The 16,790-nt window shown below is 44.2% G+C and carries 8 protein-coding genes; 7 read left to right on the top strand and 1 reads right to left on the bottom strand.

All coding sequences use genetic code 11. The features are described 5' to 3' along the window. Positions 1-3 precede the first annotated feature (3 nt). The 3 genes from odhB (at position 4) to sucD (ending at position 3,691) form a co-directional block, all read left to right on the top strand. On the top strand, positions 4-1,500 hold the full coding sequence (gene odhB, locus Q4561_RS02795) for a 2-oxoglutarate dehydrogenase complex dihydrolipoyllysine-residue succinyltransferase (RefSeq protein WP_303457449.1): 1,497 nt from the start codon (positions 4-6) through the stop codon (positions 1,498-1,500). 152 nt (positions 1,501-1,652) lie between these two features. Beyond that, positions 1,653-2,819 (top strand): ADP-forming succinate--CoA ligase subunit beta, encoded by a 1,167-nt coding sequence (gene sucC / locus Q4561_RS02790; protein WP_159530111.1) that lies wholly within the window; start codon positions 1,653-1,655, stop codon positions 2,817-2,819. After that, complete coding sequence (sucD, locus tag Q4561_RS02785) at positions 2,819-3,691, top strand: succinate--CoA ligase subunit alpha (RefSeq protein WP_032094181.1); 873 nt, start codon at positions 2,819-2,821, stop codon at positions 3,689-3,691. The genes sucC and sucD overlap by 1 nt, the downstream gene beginning before the upstream one ends. A gap of 223 nt (positions 3,692-3,914) precedes the next feature. Here sucD and Q4561_RS02780 read toward each other — a convergent pair whose 3' ends face one another. Next, positions 3,915-4,043, bottom strand: coding sequence for a hypothetical protein (locus Q4561_RS02780; RefSeq protein WP_303457443.1), 129 nt, complete (start codon positions 4,041-4,043; stop codon positions 3,915-3,917). Between the two features lie 59 nt (positions 4,044-4,102). On the opposite strand from Q4561_RS02780, the gene Q4561_RS02775 reads away from it, so the two are divergent. The 4 genes from Q4561_RS02775 to Q4561_RS02760 all read left to right on the top strand — a co-directional run bounded on the left by Q4561_RS02775 (position 4,103) and on the right by Q4561_RS02760 (position 16,671). Then, the gene (locus Q4561_RS02775; protein WP_303457442.1) at positions 4,103-6,907 is read left to right on the top strand and encodes a TonB-dependent receptor; all 2,805 of its coding nucleotides are present in this window, start codon (positions 4,103-4,105) and stop codon (positions 6,905-6,907) included. 310 nt (positions 6,908-7,217) lie between these two features. After that, positions 7,218-8,735 carry a tryptophan halogenase family protein gene (locus Q4561_RS02770; RefSeq protein ID WP_303457661.1) on the top strand — a complete coding sequence of 506 codons (1,518 nt, stop codon included), beginning with the start codon at positions 7,218-7,220 and terminating at the stop codon, positions 8,733-8,735. 398 nt (positions 8,736-9,133) lie between these two features. After that, positions 9,134-12,229, top strand: a complete 3,096-nt coding sequence (locus Q4561_RS02765; RefSeq protein ID WP_303457441.1) for a TonB-dependent receptor — start codon at positions 9,134-9,136, stop codon at positions 12,227-12,229. A gap of 86 nt (positions 12,230-12,315) precedes the next feature. Continuing rightward, complete coding sequence (locus tag Q4561_RS02760; protein WP_303457440.1) at positions 12,316-16,671, top strand: alpha-1,6-glucosidase domain-containing protein; 4,356 nt, start codon at positions 12,316-12,318, stop codon at positions 16,669-16,671. Positions 16,672-16,790 lie beyond the last annotated feature (119 nt).

The following is a 16,790-nucleotide window of genomic DNA, read 5'->3' as shown; positions in this document are numbered from 1 at the left end:
ATGATGACAATTGAGATAAAAGTTCCGGTCCTACCAGAGTCAGTTGCCGATGCCACCATTGCAACTTGGCATGTAAAGGCCGGAGACGCGGTAAAGCGTGACCAGAACCTGGTTGACATTGAAACTGATAAAGTTGTGCTGGAAGTTGTAGCACCAGCCGACGGAACTATCGGTGAGCTTCTTAATGAAGAGGGTGCAACGGTACTAGGCGAACAAGTTATTGCTAAATTAGAAGAGGGTGGCGCTGCGCCAGCTAAATCTGAAGCGAAAGCTGAATCTAAAAAAGAATCAGCACCTGCATCTAGCGGTAAAACGTCAGAAGTTAAAGTCCCTGTATTACCTGAGTCGGTAGCTGATGCAACCATCGCCACATGGCATGTTGCAGTAGGCGAAGCGGTTAGCCGCGACCAAAACTTGGTTGATATCGAAACTGATAAAGTTGTCCTAGAAGTCGTCGCGCCAGCTGATGGCTCACTATCTGAAATTGTTGCCGAAGAAGGCGCAACAGTGACAGCTGAAGAAGTGATTGCTAAATTTGTTGAAGGCGCGTCATCAGGTGCAGCTGCATCTGAGTCGTCTGAAGCATCATCTGATGACTCAGATGAAAGCAGTGATGCACTTAGTCCTTCAGTTCGCCGTTTATTGGCGGAAAAAGGCGTAGACGCAGCAAAAGTTAAAGGTACGGGCAAAAATGGCCGTATCACTAAAGAAGACGTAGAGAAGCACCTTAAAGGTGGAAGTGCGCCAGCAGCATCTACGCCGTCAGCGTCAACCGACACGGCTGAACTGCCTACAGGTACGCGCACTGAAAAACGTGTTCCTATGACACGTCTTCGTAAAACGATTGCAACACGTTTACTTGAAGCGAAAAACTCTACTGCTATGCTAACGACGTTCAACGAAGTTAACATGAAACCAATTATGGAACTTCGTAAGCAGTACCAAGAGAGCTTTGAGAAACGTCACGGTATTCGCTTAGGTTTCATGTCTTTCTACGTGAAAGCAGTAACTGAAGCCCTTAAACGTTTCCCAGATGTGAACGCATCAATTGACGGTGATGACATTGTTTATCACAACTACTTCGATATCTCTATCGCAGTATCAACGCCTCGCGGTCTAGTAACGCCTATCTTAAAAGATACGGATACACTAGGTATGGCCGGTGTTGAGAAAGGAATTAAAGAATTGGCAATTAAAGGCCGTGATGGCAAATTGTCGATGGCAGACCTTCAAGGCGGTAACTTTACCATCACCAACGGTGGTGTGTTCGGTTCATTGATGTCTACGCCTATCATTAACCCGCCACAGAGCGCTATTTTGGGTATGCATAAAATCCAAGATCGCCCAATGGCAGTTAACGGTAAAGTAGAAATTCTGCCAATGATGTACCTAGCCCTGTCTTATGACCATCGTATTGTTGATGGTAAAGAGTCAGTAGGTTTCTTGGTAACAATCAAAGAGATGCTAGAAGATCCAACACGCCTTTTATTAGACGTGTAAGACTTTCATCTCTTAGTATTGTGTGCAGTAGCGTGGCTTATTTATTTAGGTTTCGTTTCTGCCACAACGCTGATATTCGCCCTATAATATCAGTCTAATTAATCAAGTCGCGCGAGCGGCTTTTGTCTTACTAAAAATCGGATAGAAACACCATGAATTTGCATGAATACCAAGGTAAGCAGCTATTCAAAGAATACGGTCTACCTGTTTCTGAAGGATACGCAGCAGACACTCCTGAAAGTGCTGTAGAGGCCGCTAACCGCATTGGCGGTAGTGAGTGGGTAGTAAAATGTCAGGTCCACGCAGGTGGTCGCGGTAAAGCAGGTGGCGTTAAGTTAGTAAAAGATACTGACGCAATCAAAGCTTTCGCAGAAAACTGGCTTGGCAAAAATTTGGTGACTTTCCAGACTGACGAAAATGGTCAGCCTGTGAGCAAAATCCTAGTTGAAACTTGCACAGATATCGCTAACGAATTGTACCTTGGTGCAGTAGTTGACCGCACAACCCGTCGTGTTGTGTTTATGGCTTCTACTGAAGGTGGCGTTGAGATTGAAACTGTTGCAGAAGAAACACCAGAGAAAATTCTTAAAGCTGAAATTGACCCAATTGTTGGTGCTCAGCCTTACCAAGCACGCGAAATGGCGTTTAAACTTGGTCTTTCTGGCGTTCAAATCAAACAATTCACTAAGATTTTCCTTGGCCTAGCTAAGATGTTTGAAGATCTTGATGTTGCATTGATTGAAATTAACCCGCTTGTAATTAAAGAAGATGGTGACCTTCACTGTCTTGACGCTAAGCTAGCTATCGATGGCAACGCGTTATATCGCCAGCCTAAAGTTAAAGCTATGCAAGATCCTACTCAAGAAGATGCACGTGAAGCGCATGCTGCTGAGTTTGAACTTAACTATGTTGCGCTAGACGGTAACGTAGGTTGCATGGTTAACGGTGCAGGCCTAGCAATGGGTACGATGGATATCGTAAACCTACACGGTGGCAAACCAGCTAACTTCCTCGATGTTGGTGGCGGCGCGACTAAAGAGCGTGTTGCAGAAGCATTCAAAATCATCCTTTCAGACGACAACGTTTCAGCTGTTTTAGTAAACATCTTTGGCGGTATCGTTCGTTGTGACATGATTGCTGAAGGTATCATTGGCGCGGTTAAAGAAGTTGGCGTTAGTGTTCCTGTTGTTGTACGTCTTGAAGGTACAAACGCAGAGCTTGGCCGTGAAGTTCTAGCGAACTCTGGTCTTGATATCATCGCTGCTGAATCGCTAACTGATGCAGCTCAGAAAGTTGTTGCTGCAGCGGAGGGCAAATAATGTCTGTATTAATTAATAAAGATACCAAAGTAATCTGTCAAGGTTTCACTGGTGGTCAAGGTACTTTCCACTCTGAGCAAGCGATTGCTTACGGTACGCAAATGGTTGGTGGTGTAACACCAGGCAAAGGCGGCACTGAGCACCTAGGTCTTCCAGTATTCAATACAGTACGTGAAGCGGTAGAAGCAACAGGCGCAACGGCAACTGTTATCTATGTACCAGCTGCATTCTGTAAAGATTCAATCGTTGAAGCTGCTGATGCTGGCATCGAGCTTATCGTTTGTATCACTGAAGGTATTCCAACGCTTGATATGCTTTACGTTAAAGAATACGTAAACGCAAAAGGCGTTCGCATGATTGGACCAAACTGCCCAGGTGTTATTACCCCTGGAGAGTGTAAGATTGGTATCATGCCTGGTCATATCCACAAGCCTGGTAAAGTAGGTATTGTTTCTCGCTCTGGTACACTTACGTACGAAGCGGTTAAGCAAACTACTGACGAAGGTTTCGGCCAGTCTAGCTGTGTTGGTATCGGTGGTGATCCAATTCCTGGTTCAAACTTCATCGACATCCTACAGTTGTTCCAAGATGATCCTCAAACAGAAGCTATCGTTATGATTGGTGAAATTGGTGGTACAGCAGAAGAAGAAGCTGCTGAATTCATCAAAGCTAACGTAACTAAGCCTGTTGTTTCTTACATTGCGGGTGTAACTGCACCTGAAGGTAAGCGTATGGGTCACGCTGGTGCAATCATTGCTGGCGGTAAAGGTACAGCTGATGAGAAATTCAAAGCACTAGAAGATGCGGGTGTTAAAACCGTGCGCTCTCTTGCTGACATCGGTAAGGCACTTCGCGAAACTACTGGTTGGTAGTAAGCAAAGCGCACGAAAGTGTTAAGTTAAAGCCCGCTTTTTAGCGGGCTTTTTTATGCCTATTTACTGCTGGCTATACAAAATTCTTTACTAGTAACATCCCTAATTTGACAATTGTCATCAATATTTATCTTCATGCATAAACCCTCAAATTACGGCATCGATACCGTAACAAAATTACAACATAAACTTAATTTAGCTGACATTTTGCGTAATTTTGTTGTTAATTTTCAATAATTTCATGACAACTAATGTTAACGGGGTGTTGAATATTTTCTATGAATACGTATGCAAGCAATTGTGCAAAGTCCATGTGCTCTATAGGATTGTCAGCGACTGGATACATTGTCATTCGATTGTCATAAAAATAACAAAAAGACAACAAACATAACTGAATGGGACACCTGTTTTATGAAACAATTTAAACCAAATCTCATCAAGGTTGCGCTGATCACTGGTGGCGTAGCTTTTGGTTGTTCGCCTACATTTGCACAAGAAACAAATTCAGAAGCTGCTGATGAAGCTAACGTTGAGGTTATTCAAGTTAGCGGTATTCGTGGTAGCTTACAACGCGCTCAAGCAATCAAAATGGATAGTACATCTATTGTCGAAGCGCTATCTGCCGAAGATATCGGTAAATTACCGGACACAAGTATTGCAGAATCTATTTCACGTTTGCCTGGCCTAGCTGGTGAGCGCAGAAACGGTCGTACTAGTGGTATTTCAGTACGTGGTTTCAATGAAAACTACGTAGGTACATCACTTAACGGTCGTGAATTATTAGGTATGGGCGACAACCGTGGCGTTGAATTCGACCTTTATCCTACAGAAATTATCTCTAGTATTGTTGTATATAAAACCGCTGAAGCTGGAATGACCACCCAAAATATTGGTGGTTCAATTGACCTTCAAACTATTAGTCCATTAACGGCTAAAAGTACATTTGCCATAAATGGTTCTTATGAAAAGAACGCTGAAGATTCTCCAAACCCAGACTTCGACAACAATGGCCACCGTATTTCCGTAAACTACGTTGATCAATTTGCCGACGATACCATTGGTTTGGCATTAACTGTTGCTAGCATGGAGTCACCTCGCCAGGAACAACATTTCCGTGGCTGGGGTTATGCTGGTGCCAATGCTGATAATGCCGTTGACGGTGTTGACGTGGCAGAAGGAACCACCATTCTAGGCGGGCATGACTCATTTGCACGCTCAGCTATGTTAGAGCGTGACTCTATTGCAGCGGTAATTGAATGGGCGCCTTCTGATAAATTAAATGTACAAGTAGATGCATTGTATATCGACTTTGTTGAAGATGACGTTCGTCGTGGTCTTGAAGAAGGTGGCGCTGAATGGGGTACGGGCGAATATACTATTACTGGCGTTGAAGATGGTTTAGTGACATCTGGTTACTACGATGGTTTCTATTCAGTAATTCGTAACGATGCTCGTACTCAAGAAGCTGATTTAACAACGGTTGGCGTTAACGCTGAATACATTTTAAATGACAACTGGACGCTAGAGTTCGATTACTCTACAGGTAAAGTTGAAAAAGATATTATCGATGTAGAAAGCTATTCAGGTGTAGGCCGTGCGGGAACTGATGATCGTCCAATTACTGCACGCAGCTGGGAAATGACGTCTACCGGCGCGGTATATTCCGACCACCCAAGTATTGCCCCTGTTGACCTTACTGATGAAAGCTTAATTCGCCTTGCTGGTCCACAAGCGTGGGGCGCGCCAATTATTGGTGCGGATGCACAAGACGGTTTCGTTAACCAACCAAACTATGAAGAAGACTTAGACACTTATCGCTTTGACGCCAAAGGCTATGTTGAGTGGGGCGTAGTGACGGGCATGTCTGCGGGTGTTATCTACTCAGACCGCAGTAAAACTAAGGAAAACAACGGTGCTTACCTTACCGCACCTAGCTATCCTGACGATGCGGCAATCCCAGATGTATTAGGCGTAGTACCTTTAGATTTCATCGGTATAGACGGAATTCTTGCGTATGATTCACTTGGTTTATACCAAAGTGGTTATTACACAGAGACAGACGCTAAGCTTGTTCAAAACGATCGTTTAGGCGATAGCTACACCGTTGATGAAGAGTTACTGACTTTCTACACTAAATTTGATTTAGAAATGGAAGTAGGTGATATCTATATTCGCGGTAACGTGGGTGTACAAGTGGTTAATGCTGACCAGCAATCTACGGGGTTCTCAACCACGTCTGATGCTGATGGCATGACAGTAGCGGTACCGGTTTCTGGCGGCGCTGATTACACTGATGTACTTCCAACACTTAATCTTTCAGCAGAAGTGGCTGAAGGTCAGTTTGTACGTTTCGCAGTGGGTAAAGTAATTTCAAGACCGCGTATGGACGATATGCGTCCGAATACACAGGCGTCTTTTGCGTTTAATGACAATCAAATTACCAGTACCGATCCTGAAAATGGTCCTTGGAGTGGTAGCTCAGGTAACCCTGAACTTAAGCCTCTTGAAGCCAATCAGTTAGATATTGCTTATGAAAACTACTTCTCGGATACGGGTTATGTAGCGGCTTCATTTTTCTATAAAGACATCAAGAACTGGCATCGCGATACGAGTGTATTAACTGATTTCTCCGATGTGTACATTCCTGATTTACACCAAGGTTCAGAAGGACAAACCCCTGCTACTTTCCTAGGTTCAGTAGGCAGTGTACTAGATGGTTTTGAAGGTTATGTGCGTGGTTATGAACTACAAGGTTCTTTACCGGGTGAATTGATTCATGAGTCACTTGAAGGCTTTGGCTTGTTCGCAAGTGCTACCTTCATGGAAGGCGAAGTTGATGCGGCACCAACGCAAACTGAAACCCGAATCCCTGGTTTGTCTGAAGAGTCGTACAGCATGACGTTCTTTTACGAAAGTGATGGTTTTGAGTTCCGTGTTGCGGCAACCAAACGTGATGAATACCTAACGGAAGAACGTGGTACAAGCTTGGCATTGGTAGATGCTACTAAGCAAGGCGGTACCTTGATTGATGCTCAAATCGGTTACGACTTTAGCGAGTCTGGTATTGAGTCTCTTGAAGGCCTACGTGTGACTTTACAAGCGCAAAACTTAACGGATGAAGATGATATTCAAGCGTCACAGGCGGATTCTCGTCAAATCACGCAATATCAGTCTTACGGCACTAACTACTTGTTAGGTTTTAACTATACGTTCTAATTGTTGGGCGAAAGCCAGCAGTAGGATAAATACAAGCCACCTTGTTGTTTCAACGTTTGAAGTTAGATTTCATCGATGAAGCATAAGGTGGTTTTTTATTGTAAAAAGACAGATAAACCATCTACAGTGTGGTGAAGACCAATATCTACATTACAGGTATGAGCCCAAAACGAAGTCGAAATTAGCCTGAATTGAACTTGAAGCAAGGTCGAACGGAAGCTGTTTCGAAGCAAAGTCAAAATATGACTAGCACACATAGAAAGCGTTGAATAATAAAGAGGCCCATATGAAAGAGGCTACTAAGCAAGAAATGAAACACACGCCGGTAAAGCAAGTCGTGGTTGCTGGAGGTGGCACCGCAGGGTGGCTAACTGCAGCGTTACTAAAAAAAGTCATCGGCGACGCAGTTACGATTACCCTCGTCGAATCTGAAGCTATCGGCACCGTAGGCGTAGGCGAAGCCACCATTCCGCCTATCCGATTAGTTAACCAAGTGCTAGGTATTGACGAGGCAACTTTTCTTCGTGATACCAAAGCTACCATTAAGCTAGCAATTCGATTTGAAAACTGGAAGCAACAAGGGCAACAGTACTACCACACGTTCGGCGCGCCAGGTAAAAGCATGGCCTTTTGTCACTTTCATCACTTTTGGCTAAAAGCGCGTCAGCAGGGTTTGAAAAACGATTTATGGGAGTATGACCTTAACTACTTAGCGGCTGAGGCAGGTAAATTTGCACGTATTAACGCAAAAGATCCCGTTTTAGAGCTTCCTTTTGCTTACCACTTTGACGCTTCACTTTATGCACAATATCTCCGTAAACTCAGTGAAGGAATGGGGGTTACAAGGGTTGAAGGTAAAATCAGCCATGTATCAAGGCACAAACACAGTGGAAATGTGAAAGCATTGCATCTCGAAAATGGCCACGCTATTGATGGCGACTTATTTATAGACTGCACTGGTTTTCGAGGGTTGTTGATTAACGAAACCCTGGGTGCGGGTTATGATGATTGGTCTCATTTACTCCCCTGCGATTCGGCTATCGCAGTACCTTCTGAACGCCACGAAAATACTGCACCTTACACCCGTTCTATCGCCCATGATGCGGGCTGGCAGTGGCGTATTCCATTGCAACATCGTAATGGCAATGGTCACGTTTATAGTTCACGTTATATTAGTGATAGCCAAGCCCACGACACGCTAATGGCTAACTTAGATACCAAACCACTGGGCGATCCTAAACTCATTAAATTTACTACCGGTCGTCGTAGACAGCAGTGGTATAAAAATGTGGTTGCGGTAGGGCTTTCTTCTGGATTTTTAGAGCCTTTGGAATCTACCAGTATTCATCTGATTCAATCAGCCATCGTAAGGTTAATAAAACTTTTCCCACACCAAGGTATCTCAGATAGTGCTGTTGAAGAGTACAACGCACAATCAAAAGTAGAATTTGAGCAAATACGAGATTTTCTGGTACTACATTATTGTTTAAATGAACGCGAAGACAGTGATTTTTGGCGAGATATGCGGCACTTAACGTTACCAGATTCGTTGACTCACAAAATGGCACTGTTTAAACAAAATGGCAATTTAGTGCGCGAGCAGAATGACTTGTTTTTAGAGAGTTCATGGCTACAAGTCATGTATGGGCAGGGGTTAGTGCCTGAAGATTATCATGGGTTAGCGAATAGTTTTTCTGATGAGAAAACGCAAGCCATGCTGTCGTCGTTGTATAACATTAAGCGTGAACCAATTGCATCGTTACCAACGCATGATGCGTACATTCAATCTATGATTGATACTGCAAATAAAACGTCTGTGAGCTTTTAATTAGTTTGGATTTCTATTGCGGGTGTGTTGCGGGCCTCTGTGCTACTTATTTCATCGTATTTAGCATCGCTTCAATATACTCTGCATTCGGTTCGCCTCAGTGAGCGTTGATGTGCAGCACGGCTAAGAAATTAACATTCCTTAACACCTAACTATTCTATAGACCCCTTCAGTTTTTATTGGGGGGCTATTCTCCGTTTAAATTCAACGCTTTATATACTCTATTAAGTTAGGCTCTTCTAATATTTAACGCAGTGTAAATTTAATGTAAATGAATACGTATGCATAGTGTTGCTCTCTTTTTATACAACCCGATACTATTTATGGCAGAACCATAAGTGACGAGTTTGGGTGTGGTATTCCCGAACCGTTGATAAAAAACAAGGAACGGGGCACCAATGAGAACATTCAAACTTAAGCCTATCATGGTGGCGTTAGTCAGTAGTGGGTTGGCATTTTCTCTGCCAATTTACGCACAGCAAACGTCAAAAGACACTATTGATGAAGTCAGTAATGAAACCTCAATTGATCAATCGCGCGGTCAACCAGCTGCGGATGACATAACTGAGGAAACGCTCGAACGCATAGAGGTGAGGGGGTTTAGTACTAGCCTCATACAATCACTCAACCAAAAACGTTTTTCTGACACGGTGTCAGAACAAATTTCTGCTGATGATTTGGGCGGTTTGCCTGATGTATCTATGGCAGATGCTCTTACACGATTGCCAGGTATATCTGCAGTGCGTACTGGAGGCCAAGCGGCTGAAATAAACATTCGTGGTTTAGCGGGTGACTTTGTGTTTTCTACACTCAATGGTCGTGAGCAAGTGTCTACTAGTGGAAGCCGAGCCATTGAGTTCGACCAGTATCCTTCAGAATTGATCACCGAAGCAAGTGTATATAAATCGCCTAAAGCATCGCTGATTGAAGGGGGCATTGCGGGAACGGTAGAGCTTAAAACAGCCAGCCCATTAGCCATGGAGGAGCAGCATAAGTTTAGTGCCAACATGCGGGGTATGTATAACGACCGAGCCAGTGAGATATCTGATGCGAGTGAATACGGTCATCGATTGAGCTTTTCCTATCAAGGGAAGTTCATGGACGATACCGTAGGGTTATCTCTTGGTTATGCACGTTTATTCCAACCCAGTGTATCTACCCAGTTTGTGGGATTAGCGTATAACGGGGCTGTTGATGTAGATGGGATTGATGGTGACATCGACAGAGCAGGCACAGACTGCCCAGAGTGTGAGCTCATTTCGGAAGGCTTTGAAATGCAACACAAGGGGGGAAAGCAAACTCGTGACGGGTACGTTGCAGCCATAGAATGGGCACCACTGGAAAATTTCACCTTAAAAGCCGATGCATTTATTTCTAAGTTCGATTCAGAAGAATTTGCCCGTGGGTATCGAGTGAAATTAGGTGGTATTACGGCAGGCATCACGAATCCTGTTATTGTGAACAATAGTGTGATTGGTGGCACTTTTTCTCGAACAGACAGTAGCTTTACTCGGGTTGAGCTAGTTAACGACGACAACCAAGATTTCGATAGCGTTGAAAACTTTGGTATTAACGCAGATTGGGAAATTAGTGCTGACTTGTCAGTACAATTTGATGTGTCACGTTCCACCGCGAAAAGTGATTTCCGTAATGGCTTGCTATGGTCGTTAGTCAGTGAAGATGCCAACGCCGTTAGCCCAGTGTTTGATGAGAACGTTCAAATTTCGTATTTGCTGAATGGCAATAATCTTCCTGATTTAGCCTTTAATCAAGCAGATGCGTTTTCCGATATCGATAGGGTGATGGTGAGTAAATACGGCATTTACCCCTTTGTGAACAAAGATGAGCTTGATGCATACAAGGTCGATTTCCAATACTTTATCGACATGCCCATCGTGACAGGCTTGGAGTTCGGTTATCGCTATTCCGATAGAGAGTACAGCAACGATCGCTCGGTATTTGAATACGGCAACGACAGTGCATTTTCTGCAAGTGAGCCACCGCTGCGTTTAACTAACGACATGGTGGAACAAGTTGATTGGGCTGGCGATTTCAGCTATTTCCCAAGCTATTTGTCGGTAGATTTAAACAGTGCGTTAAATGCATGGTTTCCAAGCGGCTACCCTCAACCCGTTCAAACTTGGGGGCCAGGTGCTGCTGGCGTGATTAATGGCCCAGGTACGGGGCCGTCTACCTCTTGGACTATGCAAGAAAGTGGACAGGTCTTTGAAACCGTAAACTCAGCTTATCTAATGGCGGGACTCAGTACTGAGATTGCGGGTATGCCAGTTACCGGTAATGTGGGTGTTCGTTACGTAAAAACAAAGCAAAGTTCTACCACATACCAACGAGCCACATCGTTAATTACCGATCCAGAAACCGGTGTTACGGTAGAGATAAGTGATCCTACCGCTGGTGCACAAAACATTACCGATGATGCTGGCCTTATTAATAACTTTTATCGCTTCACAACACTCACCCACGAATACGACGATTTGCTGCCGTCTATTAATCTAAATTTTGCGCTTACAGATAATACTCAATTAAGAGTCGCTGCAGCAAAAGTGATGGGGCGTGCGCCTATCAATAGGTTTGCGGCAAATGCTTCTACCACTGTTGAAACGGTGACTGCTGTGCAAGATAGAGACTCGGGGGAGGTGACGTTGTCGCAACCTACCGCCAAGGTAAACGGGAACGCAACAAATAGCCCTTACCTAGAGCCTTTCTATGCCACCCAATATGATATTTCATGGGAATACTATTTTGAGGATACCGAAGGGGCATTGATACTGGCAGCGTTCTACAAAGACATAGAGTCTTTCATTGAAGAAATTAACATAGAACCTTATGACTTCAATGGCAACGGTATTGTGGTTCCCGAGTCGGTTCAGGTCCCTGTCTATCTTGAACCTGAATTTGTAGGGCAAGAGGCTGAGTTGTCTCGGGATGCCGATGGTAACCCTATTTTTGTTACGGTTCCTACAGAAAATGGTAGCTATAGCACGGCGGTGAATAACGCTGAAGGTGGTTATATTCGCGGTGTTGAAATTGCCTACACTGAAATTTATAGCATGTTGCCAAGCTTCTGGTCTGGTTTAGGGGTAACCGCTAGTTATTCATACACGGAAAGTGAAATTCAACGTACGTTGAGTAGTTCGGTGTATTCGGATAGCTTGCCTGGCTTATCTGAAAATGTGGCCACGGTAACGCTATTTTGGGAATACGAAGGGTTTGAAACTCGCTTATCTGGGCGTTATCGAGATTTCTTTGTCTCTGAACAAGTGGCGGTTAACGATCAAACCGTTAATTTTGATTCTGAATTGGTTGTTGATTACCAAGCATCCTATGAAATTAACGATAATTGGAGCGTTTTGTTTCAAGTAAACAACGTTACCGACGAACCTACCAAAAGTTATTTCACCTCTTCTGAACAAACCGGCACCATTCAGTTTTTCGGTACGCAGTATTACTTGGGGATGACATACCAATTATGAGTATTTTACCCCTCTCCCAAAAGCTGAATCCTAAGTCAATTAATGCCAATACTGCGTATATGAAAAAGAAAAATTTGGAGTTATCCATGCTAACAAAACCGTTGTCAACGCCATTATCGACGCTAAAGGTGTGGCGCATTGCAGCGCTTATCTTAACTGCGCTCTTTATAGTAGGTTGTGGAGGCTCAGGTGTTGAGTCTGGCTCAAACAATTTACTGACTTGTAATGTACCAAACGTACCTAATGCAGACGGCACCGCGTGCGTCGCACCACCGCCTATTCAATGTGATGCACCTACGGTACCAAATAAAACTAATGATACGTGTGTGGTTGGCGCCGATCCTAGCTTGCCACTGCCGGTGTTTTTCCCTGCAGATAATCAAGCGGTTTTATACTACAACCGCGCGGCAGTTGATGCTGATAACTCCACAAACGACCCCGTGTACGAAGGCTGGCGTTTGCATACCTGGAATAACGATGAATGTGACGCTTATGCCGATTCAGATACTGATTGGGCCAACGGACGTCAACATACGGGTATCGATCCTAATTATGGTGCGTATTGGGTTTTAGATTTAAAAAGTGATTTTGATGATTGCCATAATTTTATCATTCACTTAGGCACTGACGATGCAGGTAAAGAGCTAGGCGGTTCTGACTTCCAAGCTTCGCTAGTTCAAGATGATGATACTTACGTGCGAATGAACTTTACCTTATCGGGAGAGCCTACTTTATTTGAATACCCAATTATGTCACTTGGGCCACAGCCAGTGGATATAGAGGGGTTTGGCGCACATTGGTTAGATGCGAATACGATATTGTGGGATGTGGCTGATACCGTATCTACGGTGAAGCTTCACTATTCACCGAATGCTGACTTAGAGAGTTCACTGGAAAGTGGTATTAACGGCACGTCAGTAGCGTTAATGCCTGCCACGTTAGACGAGAGCCAAACTGCTAAAGCAGAAAACCTAGCGGGTCTTCAGGCGTGGGAAGGAGACTGGAGCCTAGAGGATGCTAAAACGGTTTTGACCACCCAAACCGTAGTGGGTGGGTATGACAGTGATGGCGTTTTAGTAGCAGCAACAGGTTTACAAAACGCAAAGGTAATTGATGCTATTTATACCGCGGGTAATGAAGATGCAAATGAAGCACGTTTAGGGGCCGTTTATTCTGACACGGGTATTGCGGTGTCGGTATGGGCACCCACGGCTCAAAATGTAGATTTGCTGACCTACAACGATAATAAAACCCTCGCTAATCGCTATAGCATGACATGCGACACCGTTACAGGCATTTGGCAATTTGAAGGAGACATATCGTTAGATAGACAGCTTTACCGCTATGAAGTGACGGTTTTTCATCCGCAAACAGGGGCAGTAGAAGTACTTGAAGTTACTGACCCTTACTCGGTAAGCCTTAGCACCAATGGCCGTTTCTCTCGATTTGTAAACTTAGCCGATGATGATTTAAAACCAGAAGGATGGGATACTCAGAACATTCCCACGTTAGAAAACCCTGAAGATGCCGTTATTTACGAAGGTCATGTTCGTGATTTCAGTATTCGTGATATGTCTACAAGCGAAGCAAATCGTGGCAAATATTTAGCGTTTACTGAGCAAAACACGGCGCCTGTTTTACACCTACAAAAATTGGTAGAGGCAGGATTAAACTACTTCCATGTGCTGCCGGCAAACGATATTGCCACCATTGATGAAGACCCCACTAAAACCGTTGGTTTATTCGACACAGTTGCTGACTTATGTCGCCTTAATACCGAAGCTGCAGTTTGTGAGGAAGAGAACAGTGCCACACTACTCATTGATGTGTACAACAGTTACGACCCACTAGCTGAAGCGGCGAAAGCACAGCAACTTACAAGCGATATGCGTGCTATTGATGGTTTCAACTGGGGCTACGATCCACATCATTTTAACGCACCGGAAGGCAGCTATGCGTCAAGTGCAGAAGGTGTAGAGCGTATTGTTGAAATGCGTGCAATGATTCAAGCCTTGCATGAAATGGGACTTCGCGTTGCTTTAGATGTGGTATACAACCATACCAATGCTTCTGGCGTGTTTGCGAAATCTGTACTGGATAAGGTAGTTCCTGGCTATTTCCATCGTTATGATACAGACACCGGAGTTATTGTTCGCGAAACCTGCTGCGATGATACAGAGCCGCGCAACGTAATGATGGAAAAATTGATGCAAGATTCACTACTTATGTGGACCGAGCATTACAAATACGACGCTTTTCGTTTCGACATTATGAGCCAAGCCTCTAAAGAGACGATGTTGCAATTGCGCAACAGCGTTCAAGCTTTGGATGAAGATAATTACTTCTACGGTGAAGGCTGGACGCGCATTGATAGAGGTTATGAGCAAGCGAACCAGCTAAATATGGCCGGTACGCAAATAGGCACGTACAACGATAGAATTCGTGAAGCTATTCGCCAAGGGAATATCTTTTCACCTGACTCTGACGCGCTACTAAGTGATCAGGACAAGGTTAAAATGAGCATGGTAGGTACACTACAAGACTACGTGCTTGAAACGTCTGCTGGCGTAGCGAGCAATACCAGCAATTTAGGTGGCTACGCACTCGATCCCGCCGACATTATTAATTATGTGTCTAAACATGATAATGAAACCTTATGGGATCAACTGAACTACACCTTGCCGATGGATATTTCGTTGAATGAGCGCGTCCGTGCACAGAATGTTGCTATCGGTATCCCGCTGGTGTCTCAAGGTATTCCATTCTTACAAATGGGCGGCGATTTACTACGCTCTAAGTCTATGGACAGAAACACCTATGATGCAGGTGATTGGTTCAACTTCGTTGATTTTACCTATGCAACGAATAACTGGAACGTGGGTTTACCGTTAGCACAAGACAATGAAGTTCGCTGGGAAGAAATGGGTGAATTTATTTATAGCCCAGAACGAGCAGCATCTATGACCGATATCATGTTTGCGTCGGATGTATTTAACGAGTTGCTTGCCATTCGTATGGAAAGCCCGCTATTTCGTTTAACTACCGCAGAGGACATTATTGACCGTATTGGCTTTCACAATATCGGTACAAACCAGCAAAAAGGCTTAATAGCCATGAGTATTGATGATGGTGTTACGGATGATACTAAAACCCCACGTACCGATCTCGATATGCAAAATGATGCCATCGTCGTACTTGTGAATACGGGGTACGACACGCAATCTATAAGTATCAATACCGCAACCGGGTTTTCATTGCATGCACGGCAAATGAACTCAAGTGATGAAGCGGTAAGAGGGGCTACGTTTAACGAATCTGAAGACGGGAATGGTATATTCACGGTTCCAGCACTGACCATTGCCGTATTTGTGAAGCCGCAATCAGGCGCACAAGATTACGGTTTGTCGGCTTATGCGACTTCTGGTGCGCCGGATGTTGTGCCTTATGGCGAAACTACGCCTTACCTTCGCGGTGATATGAACGGTTGGACCACTGATAATCCTTTCACTTATAAGGGTGATGGCGTATATGAAGTTGCCGTTGCTCTAGAAGGCGGTACTACTTACGGCTTTAAGTTTGCCTCAGAGGATTGGGAAACGGTTAATTTTGGTGCCACAGTAGGTGACGAGGCGGCTGTTGTAGAGGCTCAATCTAAAATCTTGGCTAGAACGAATAACAATTTAACGTTCACACCTGACATTAGCGCTACCTATCTGTTTACTACTAATGCTTCGGATCCAGAGTCTCCGGTATTAACGGTGCAGAACGAAGAGCCTTACGTTGGACTACCTGTATTTATTCGAGGTGCAGTGAACGATTGGGGCACTGATGATGAGCTGGTCTATCAAGGGGGGCGTATCTATATGGTAACAATGGATATAGACCCAGGTAGTTATGAATTCAAAGTCGCTTCTGAGGATTGGGATACGGTTAACTTTGGCGCTTTAAGTGCTGATGATGCAGATAAAAATGTGAACGTCGGCCAAACAACTGCTTTGGCGAGAACAAATGACAACCTGCTTCTCACCATTGAAGAAGCTGACCGTTATGTGTTTGTTTTTGATGTAAATGACGAAAGCAATCCTACCATAGGTGTGTATAAAGAAGCCTACTTCGGTGACACAGAAGTGTATGTGCGCGGTGGTATGAACGGCTGGGGAACTACCGACCTGTTCACCTATCAAGGCGAGGGTGTTTACACGGTAGATATTGAGCTTAGCGTGGGCAGCGCAGAGTTTAAAGTGGCATCAGAAGATTGGAATACGGTCAACTTAGGTAACCCAAATGATGCTGTATCTAACCTAGTAACGCTAGATCAGCCAAAAGTGTTGTCATTTAGCAACAACAACCTAGTCATTGAGGTGGTAGAGTCGGGCTTGTATGAATTTGTAGTGTCAGGACCAAATGGACAGTCTCCTAAGCTTACAATTGATAGTAAATAATTCTATAAGTTTTACTTAAAAACTAAAGTCGTGGTTTTCCACGGCTTTTTTCTTTCTTTAAACAGTTTTTTCCATTAAACCAATCAATTTTTCCCGCAATTCTTTTTTCAAAATTTCGG

This window comes from Alteromonas sp. 1_MG-2023 (assembly GCF_030547075.1).
GTDB lineage: Bacteria > Pseudomonadota > Gammaproteobacteria > Enterobacterales > Alteromonadaceae > Alteromonas.
This window is presented reverse-complemented; position numbering and strand designations above follow the sequence as displayed.